This window comes from Psychrobacter sp. FME13, assembly GCF_014861395.1.
Classification (GTDB): Bacteria; Pseudomonadota; Gammaproteobacteria; order Pseudomonadales; family Moraxellaceae; genus Psychrobacter.
In genome coordinates this window covers 1-8,635 of sequence record NZ_RRYV01000131.1, presented here as the reverse complement: position 1 = coordinate 8,635, position 8,635 = coordinate 1, and the positions used below count along the sequence as shown (strand labels likewise).

The following is an 8,635-nucleotide window of genomic DNA, read 5'->3' as shown; positions in this document are numbered from 1 at the left end:
TGACGTTTGCAGTCCTTGCACTGGTAGTTCTGCTTGCCATAGCTTTTTTTGCCGTTTTTCTTTAAACTGGGACTGTGACAGTCGGGGCAATTGATCTGTATTTGTGTCTTCATAACCTCAAATATATCATCTTGCTTCGGCTGTCACCCTTCTTTTATTACTCCAGCATACTTTTTGATACACCACCAAATATCTTATTTTTTATAAAAATAGAGCATATCTATGAACAATTCTCAAACCAATCTAACTCATAAACAATTTATTAGTACAGCTGTTGAAGCAATTAATACCGAGATGTCTGCGTTAGCATTATTGACAGAGCAGATAGACGATAGATTTGCGCAAGCTTGTGATATTATTTTGGCTTGCCATGGCCGAGTCGTAGTGACTGGTATGGGGAAGTCAGGGTTAATTGGTCGTAAGATAGCAGCTACGTTTGCCTCCACTGGTACACCTTCTTTTTTTATGCATCCTGGCGAAGCAGGGCATGGTGACTTGGGTATGTTAGTACAGGGCGATGTTTTGCTTGCTATTTCTAACTCTGGTGAGTCCGATGAGATTAAGATGCTACTGCCTGTCGTCAAGCGTTTGAATATACCTTTGATTAGTATTAGCCGTGATAAGCGTGGCATGCTACCACGTGCTGCTGATATCGTCTTGACACTGGGTAAGTCACAAGAGGCATGTCCGCTTAATCTGGCACCAACTTCTAGTACTACAGCGACCTTAGCACTTGGTGATGCCTTGGCAGTTGCGTTAGTGCATGCCCGTAATTTTACCTCAGAAGATTTTGCATTGTCCCATCCAGCAGGGGCATTAGGTCGTCAGTTATTGACGCGAGTTGAGGATTTAATGCATCCCAGCTCTGAGCATTTACCGATTATTCATCAGCAAGCACCTTTACAAGACGCGCTTTTTACCATGTCGGCAGGGCGCTTAGGTATGACTGTAGTGACAGATGAAAATGAGAAGGTCGTTGGCGTGTTTACAGATGGAGACCTACGTCGTGGCCTCGAAAAAGGCATAGATCTGCAAACGCCGATGTGCGATGTAATGGTGAGCAATCCACGCCGTATTAGTAAGTCCATGCGTGCATCCGATGCTCTTAGTGTAATGAACGAAAATAGTATCAGTCAGTTGTTAATCATCGATGATGAAGAACATTTGGAAGCAATTATTACGGTACATGATTTGCTACAAGCTGGTGTAAAATAAATAAACTGATATGGTAGGTTTAACAATAAAACTTAATTAATAGCCTTAAGTAAGAGGTATGTGATGCAAGACTTAATTAAAAAAGCAGGGAAAGTAAAGTTATTGGTCATGGATGTTGATGGTATCTTATCAAATGGCCAAATCATTTATGATGCCAATGGTATTGAAACCAAAGCATTTTCTGTTCAAGATGGCGTTGGGGTTAAGTCTTTAGCACGCTATGGTATTTTAACGGCTATTATTACTGGTCGCAGCAGCGCTATGGTAGATAAGCGTGCCAAGGAGATGGGCGTTCACTATGTCGTGCAAGGCCGTGATGACAAACTGATTGCTTTAACTGAATTGTTATCAATGCTGGACCCGGCGCTTAATATTACAGCAGCCGATTGTGCTTATATGGGTGATGATTTGCCAGATATTAAAGCAATGCAGACGGTAGGATTTGCTGCAACCGTTCCTAATGCACATGCAGAAGTGATCAGTCGTAGTGATACGGTGACTACTCGTGCAGGTGGTACTGGTGCTGTACGTGAAATATGTGATCTTATTTTGAAAGGTCATGGACATTATCAAAACTTTATCGGGGATTATACGCTTGATGAAGTAAGCAATCAGGGTGAGTTGCCGTGAATACTCGTGTATTAATAGTTATTACCTTGATTATTGCTGGCCTTGCAGGTTGGTTCTTTCAGCAGCAAGCCGAAGTATCACCACCAGTTAGTATAGAGGCACCAGATGTTGATTATGAAGCAACAGAGATTAAGGCGGTGCAAACTAACGAGGAAGGTGAAACAGAGTATGAGCTAACCGCTAAATCTTTGACGCATAATCCTGAAACCAATTTAGATGAGATGTCAGGTATTACTATGAATTGGGAACCTTCTGCAGAGAGTCGCTATCTGATTGAGGCGGGTACGGCTGCCATCAGTCAGCAGACAGGCGATCTGAGTTTGTCAGGTGGATTTTCACTCATTAGTGAAAACAAGAAAGAATCATCTGATATTGAACCGATAAAGGTGACAGGCAGTACGCTCAAAGGCAATACAAAATCAGGTAAAATATATAGCGAAGAGCCTGTACAGGTCGAGCAAGGCATGAACCGGTTTGAGGCTTCTAGTATGACTGCCAATCTAGAAACAGGTGAATACGAGTTTGGTCAAGTTGCCGTCTCTTTTACCTCTGCTGAACGCCAAGATAAAGCATTGTTTTAATCCCAACGATGCTTATTGTTTATATAATAGAACAGCAGCTCGCATAAAGTTTGCAAATTCTACTACCCATTATAAAACGAGTGATTTTTATGAAATCTAAATTTTTGCCTACTTTGCGCCCAAATACAGAAGTGTATGGCTTCAGTCAATTGCGGATATTGCCAATGGTTATGCTATTTGCATTACCGATTTATAGTCATGCGCTGCCATCAGACTCCAATCAAGAAATAAAGCTATTGGCTGATAAAGCGACTTATAGTGAGCGCACAGGTGTCACCAGTTATTCTGGTAATGTCAGTATTACTCAAGGCACATTCAAGATGACGGCAGATAATATTACGGTCAATTTATCACAGCAGCGTAGTATTAATTCAGCAGTAGCCACTGGGCGTCCAGCTACTATGCAGCAGATTGTTACCCAAGAGAAAGGCCTAGCCAAAGGTCAGGCTAGCAAAATCGACTATAATGCAGTTACTGGTATTATCACTTTGACAGGCAATGCTAAATTGGTTCAAAACGGTGCAAGTTTTGCAGGTAATGTCATTCGCTATAGTCTAAAAGCGGGTGATGTCGAGGCGACTGCCGGTGGTAATCAGCGAGTAGAGCTGGTATTCCCACCTAGTAGTAATAGTAGCCAAAGCGGCGTACGTTAATAAGCTAGTTCGTATATTTGTTAATATAGAAACAAGTCTGTTTTCATGTATCCGCGCTTGAATTTTCAACAGTATGAGTAAGTTATGAGTGATAATAAAAGTCTAGATTCTGTAGCATCGCATAATAATACAGCACCTGCTGCGCGACTAACGATGCAAAATTTAGGTAAACGCTATGGCAAACGTTGGGTTGTAAAAGATGTCTCATTCTCGGTTGAACAAGGACAAGTGGTTGGATTGTTAGGGCCTAATGGTGCGGGTAAGACAACCAGTTTTTATATGGTAGTAGGACTGGTGAACATGGATAGAGGCCGTGTAACGCTAGGAAAAATGGACTTGTCTAAATATGCGATGCATGAGCGCGCTCGTGCAGGTATTGGCTATTTGCCGCAAGAGGCGTCTATCTTTCGTAAATTATCTATCGAAGATAATATCTTAGCTATTTTACAAACTCGTAAAGAGTTAAGCAAAAATGAGCAACAGCAAGAACTTGAAAAATTAATTGGTGAGTTTCATTTAGAGCATGTACGCAAATCTTTGGGTATGAGTGTATCTGGTGGTGAGCGCCGTCGCTGCGAAATTGCTCGTGCATTAGCGGCTGATCCAAAGTTTATCTTGTTGGACGAGCCTTTTGCTGGTGTTGACCCAATCTCAGTGGGTGATATTAAAGATGTGATTTTAACACTCAAAAACCGCGGAATAGGGGTGTTGATTACCGATCACAATGTTCGAGATACCCTAGCAATCTGCGAAAAAGCTTATATCGTCTCAGAAGGTGCGATTATCTCAGAAGGCAGTTCTTCTGAAGTTTTAGAAAACGATTTAGTCAAATCTGTCTATCTAGGTAAAGACTTCCAAGTATAAAAGTAGTCCATGCGTCTACGGTTTCGTCACTAATGCTAGAATAAGCGTCATTTTTATAAATACCTATTTCGTTATTGCTCTTTTTTAGGCTTTTATAAAACTTTATCTTCTGTATTTCTATAGAGCAATATATGCCGTATTAATGGCCAGTTTGCCTCATGAAACCTTCAAGTCAGCACTGACAGCAGTGTCAAAGTATTCTATTTGTACTCTTAACTGATCACCTTAATAAGGCTTATATGCTATGGCAAAAAGTAAAAGCAGTTATGTCTGTCAGCATTGCGGTGCTCATTTCGGTAAATGGGCAGGGCAATGTGCAGATTGTGGAGAATGGAACAGCTTGGTTGAAGCCCCAAATGTTAGCATGCCACATCATAATAAAAGCTCGACTAAGCCAGCTGCAAATCGAGCAGCGTCTCGTGTATCAAGTAGTTCTCCAACGGGTAACTATTCTGGTACGCATAGTGCAGTCATGCCACTTAATGCAGTTAGTGTGACATTAGATACGCGCTTACCAACAGGTATTAGTGAGTTTGATCGAGTACTTGGTGGTGGCTTGGTTGCGGGCTCTGTGGTACTGATAGGGGGCGATCCTGGTATTGGTAAGTCAACCATTCTATTGCAAACTGCGACAAATATGGCGCGTGCGGAGTCATTGGCTGGTAGCGCACTTTATGTGACAGGTGAAGAATCGCTTGCACAAGTAGCTATGCGTGCCAAGCGTCTAGATTTACCAGCAGATAGATTGCGTGTGCTTGCGGAGACCAATGTAGAAACAATCTGTGCCGCATTGACACAAGAGCAGCCAGCCATTGCTATTATTGACTCCATTCAAACTATCTATACCGATGCTATCAATTCGGCACCTGGAGGCGTCAGTCAGATTCGTGAGTCAGCCGCTATTTTGACTCGTTATGCTAAGCAAACTGGCACAGCGTTATTTTTAGTGGGGCATGTAACTAAGGAAGGTACGCTCGCAGGGCCTCGTGTGCTTGAACATATGGTTGATACCGTTTTGTATTTTGAAGGTCAGTCTGATTCGCGTTTTCGCATGATACGTGCGGTAAAAAATCGTTTTGGAGCAGTTAACGAACTTGGTATTTTCGGTATGACCGACATGGGCCTTAAAGAAGTTGCCAACCCCTCAGCGATATTTTTGAGTCGTTATGACAAGCCTGTGGCTGGATCTGTGGTTATGGTGAGCCGTGAAGGTACTAGACCGCTGTTAGTGGAAGTACAAGCCTTAGTCGATGACTCCCAAGGCTCGCCTAGGCGGATGGCCTTGGGGTTAGACTTTCAGCGTCTGTCGATGCTGTTAGCCGTCATGCATCGTCATGGTGGTATTCATACTAGTGGGCAAGATGTATATGTCAATGTCGTCGGTGGTGTAAAAGTTATAGAGACAGGGTCTGATTTGGCAGTATTGTTGGCTTGCGCATCAAGCATTAAGGAACGAGCATTACCTTCTTCATTAGCAGTATTTGGTGAGGTGGGACTGTCTGGCGAAATTCGTCCTGTACCCAATGGTCAAGAGCGTCTCAAAGAAGCGATGAAACATGGCTTTAAGCATGCCATCATTCCCAAAGCCAACGCGCCGGCAAAGGATGCTCCTCAATTTAAGGGTATCAATGTCATCGCTGTTGAGCGTCTTGATGATGCTATTGAAAGTGCGTTTGAATTATAGCCCTGTTGGTATAACATAATACAGGCAGTAAACTAGAAAATAAAAAGCGCCTAACTTATAAATAGTTAGACGCTTTTTATTATTTAATATAGGCAAATGAGGGGTTCTAAAATATTATGGTCCTGCAACTCGCTCGATAGAAACGTTGCCAACGCCTTTATTTGTAATACCCAGTTGCTTAGCAGCGGCATACGACAAGTCTAATACACGGTTACCATGGAAGGGCCCGCGGTCATTTACCTTAACGACGACAGTTTTACCATTGGTATTGTTGGTTACTTTTACATAGCAGTTCAATGGTAATGAACGATGGGCAGCTGTTAAAGCATTCATATCAAACGTTTCGCCACTCGCTGTTTTGCGTCCATGAAACTTACGACCATACCAAGAAGCTAGGCCGGTCTGTTTGAACTTGCTAACGGAATTAGAGGCAACGGCTGTTAGACGCTCTAATACATCTTCATCATTGGTTACTTGAGCCGTATCAACGGCTAGTAATGAGCTACTAAGCGCCAATGAAGTAGGTTGGCGTGCTGATTTAACTAGGTTTGATGCACCGTCATGTTGGCGGCTGAGCTCACTAAGGACGCGGTCAATATGGGAGGCGTTATCTTGTGAAGTCATCGCAAGGGATGTGTTTGTTTCTACAGCGTTTGCATTAGTGATCACTGCAGAGCCAGCAAACAGTACTGCTGACATGGTAAATAAACCAGATACACGCTTATTCATAGATACCTCTATAGCTTATACATTAAAATCTAACTCTGATCATATTAGATTGCGTGTGAAAATATCAGATTGACCTGACTGTGTCGCATGTTTTAAAGCCTTATTATCAATTTGATCTTATATCACCATTGATACCAGACAAGACTTTTATAGATTTTAATACAGAGTGATTTTTCTATTATCATAAGTGATCGACTGTAACGTGACGGTAGATGCTTATGATAGGCTCAAATGATAGTCAAGAATATTGGTAAAGCACATCATCTAAATATGTAAATTTAGTACTAGGGCACGCCCCAAACTTATAAACTATCAATGGTTTTCAGTACGACTTTGTGGTCAAACCGTTAATTAAGTAATTTATTTGAAAGCTCTAAATCTATAATCCACCGATTATACGGACTAGCTATAACCAGAATATAATTGGGTGAAAGTTTTTTTAGTAGCTATGTACAGATTTTGTATCAAAGTACATTTAATTGAGATTAACGCAATTGTTTATAAAAAACAAGGGTTAAAACCTATCAGTAATAATTATCAAATATAGATTTTAGTAGGGAGCTTTAAAGAGTTGTTATTTTTATTTTATTAAAATCAACAACTTGTGCTGCCTGAATATATGACTACGAGTGCTTTTTATAGCAGTATAGATATCGCATCATTAAAATAATTAAATATGGGAAGTCATTAAGTTTATATAATTTAGAGCGCATCTTCAGTTTAGGCATCAAACATGAAGGTATTGAAAATGGACAAATTTTGTCAAGCAACTTGCTGATATCTTAATGTGGTCTGTACTATTTTTTTGCTTATCATTTATCTTGTTACGACCATCATCTTGTAGGAAATGTATTGTCTACGCCACATCCTATTTGTATGATTAATAAACTGACGTTAACCTGATTTATGGGTATGGATGGACATGAGTAGGCCAAAGCCCGCCATCAATGTCACGATAGCTGTACCACCATAGCTAATAAAGGGCAATGGAACACCAACGACTGGTAAAATACCACCAACCATACCGACATTCACAAATATATAGACAAAGAACGACATAGCGATTGCCCCTGCCAATAATCTGCTATAGGTATCAGGGTGGGTAGAGGCGATATATAATGCGCGCATTAGTAAGCAGGAATAAATAAACATCAATAACAAAACACCTAGTAAGCCAAACTCCTCAGAAAAGGCGGCAATAATAAAGTCAGTATGACCTTCTGGCAAAAAGTGTAGATGTGATTGTGTACCTTCTAAATAGCCTTTACCAGTGAGACCACCAGCCCCGATTGCTGTTTTTGATTGAATGATATTCCAACCAGCACCCTGTACATCGGCCTCAGGGTTTAGTAGCGTGAGTACGCGTGTACGTTGATAATCATGTAATAGAAAGTTCCAGGCAAAGGCGATAAGAGGAATGGCTAGAACGGCAGCTGCCGAAATCAGGCGCCAAGACAGACCCGCCAAAAACAGTACAAAAATACCGCTGGCTGCCACTAATAGCGAGGTACCTAGATCGGGCTCTTTAGCAATCAATAAGACAGGAACAATAATTAATCCCAATGTTATAGCGATGCTAGAAGTAGATGGTGGGAGATCACGTTTGGATAAAAACCAAGCACACATCATTGGCATGCCAAGCTTCATAAACTCTGAAGGTTGCACACTACCAAATCCTGGTAAATTGATCCAGCGCTGAGCGCCCATACGTACTTCACCGATGACATCAACCAACACCAATAAGATGAGTCCAAGTACGTAAAATATGGGTGTAAAGGTACGATAGATACTAGGTGGTATTTGCGCCATGGTAAACATGACAGTAAATGCGACAGCATAGCTGACCATTTGGCGTATAACCATACTAACATCTTGGCCTGCAGCACTATATAAAATAGTCAAACCAATACAGCAGACAGTCAATAAAAGCAGGGTTAACCACGGATCGATATGAATACGTTGCCATAACGTCGGTGCATGGCCTTGGCCTAAATGATGGCTTTGGCGTGAAAAACGATACTGCGGATTAGAAGACATAGGCAAAGTGAGTCTGGTAATTGGTGTAAGAGGAAAGTTTTATCTAAAATATTTTGGTGGTGTATCAAAAAGTATGCTGGAGTAATAAAAGAAGGGTGACAGCCGAAGCAAGATGATATATTTGAGGTTATGAAGACACAAATACAGATCAATTGCCCCGACTGTCACAGTCCCAGTTTAAAGAAAAACGGCAAAAAAAGCTATGGCAAGCAGAACTACCAGTGCAAGGACTGCAAACGTCA

At 41.4% G+C, this 8,635-nt stretch carries 10 protein-coding genes; 7 read left to right on the top strand and 3 right to left on the bottom strand.

Going from position 1 to position 8,635, the window contains the following annotated elements; translation table 11 throughout:
* On the bottom strand, positions 1–113 hold a 113-nt coding region (locus EI164_RS12605; protein ID WP_192519804.1), incomplete at its 3' end, for an IS1 family transposase.
* Between the two features lie 109 nt (positions 114–222).
* Between EI164_RS12605 and EI164_RS12600 the strand changes: the two genes are divergently transcribed.
* The 6 genes from EI164_RS12600 (at position 223) to radA (ending at position 5,627) form a co-directional block, all read left to right on the top strand.
* The gene (locus EI164_RS12600; protein WP_192520298.1) at positions 223–1,215 is read left to right on the top strand and encodes a KpsF/GutQ family sugar-phosphate isomerase; all 993 of its coding nucleotides are present in this window, start codon (positions 223–225) and stop codon (positions 1,213–1,215) included.
* A gap of 63 nt (positions 1,216–1,278) precedes the next feature.
* Entirely contained in the window at positions 1,279–1,845 is a 567-nt protein-coding gene (locus EI164_RS12595) for a KdsC family phosphatase (protein WP_192520297.1), read from the top strand.
* Positions 1,842–2,426, top strand: coding sequence for an LPS export ABC transporter periplasmic protein LptC (lptC, locus tag EI164_RS12590; RefSeq protein WP_192520296.1), 585 nt, complete (start codon positions 1,842–1,844; stop codon positions 2,424–2,426). Before EI164_RS12595 ends, lptC begins: the two co-directional genes overlap by 4 nt.
* A 164-nt stretch (positions 2,427–2,590) precedes the next feature.
* Positions 2,591–3,079 (top strand): lipopolysaccharide transport periplasmic protein LptA, encoded by a 489-nt coding sequence (gene lptA / locus EI164_RS12585; protein ID WP_225739280.1) that lies wholly within the window; start codon positions 2,591–2,593, stop codon positions 3,077–3,079.
* A 153-nt stretch (positions 3,080–3,232) separates the two neighbouring features.
* Entirely contained in the window at positions 3,233–3,943 is a 711-nt protein-coding gene (gene lptB / locus EI164_RS12580; RefSeq protein WP_413038463.1) for an LPS export ABC transporter ATP-binding protein, read from the top strand.
* A 244-nt stretch (positions 3,944–4,187) separates the two neighbouring features.
* On the top strand, positions 4,188–5,627 hold the full coding sequence (gene radA / locus EI164_RS12575) for a DNA repair protein RadA (RefSeq protein WP_192520293.1): 1,440 nt from the start codon (positions 4,188–4,190) through the stop codon (positions 5,625–5,627).
* 114 nt (positions 5,628–5,741) lie between these two features.
* Here the strand turns inward: radA and EI164_RS12570 are convergent, their stop codons facing one another.
* Positions 5,742–6,356 (bottom strand): septal ring lytic transglycosylase RlpA family protein, encoded by a 615-nt coding sequence (locus EI164_RS12570; RefSeq protein ID WP_192520292.1) that lies wholly within the window; start codon positions 6,354–6,356, stop codon positions 5,742–5,744.
* 894 nt (positions 6,357–7,250) lie between these two features.
* Positions 7,251–8,393 (bottom strand): rod shape-determining protein RodA, encoded by a 1,143-nt coding sequence (rodA, locus tag EI164_RS12565; protein ID WP_192520299.1) that lies wholly within the window; start codon positions 8,391–8,393, stop codon positions 7,251–7,253.
* Positions 8,394–8,522: 129 nt separating this feature from the next.
* Between rodA and EI164_RS12560 the strand changes: the two genes are divergently transcribed.
* Positions 8,523–8,635, top strand: a 113-nt coding sequence (locus EI164_RS12560) for an IS1 family transposase (RefSeq protein ID WP_192519804.1), incomplete at its 3' end; no start/stop codon positions are given.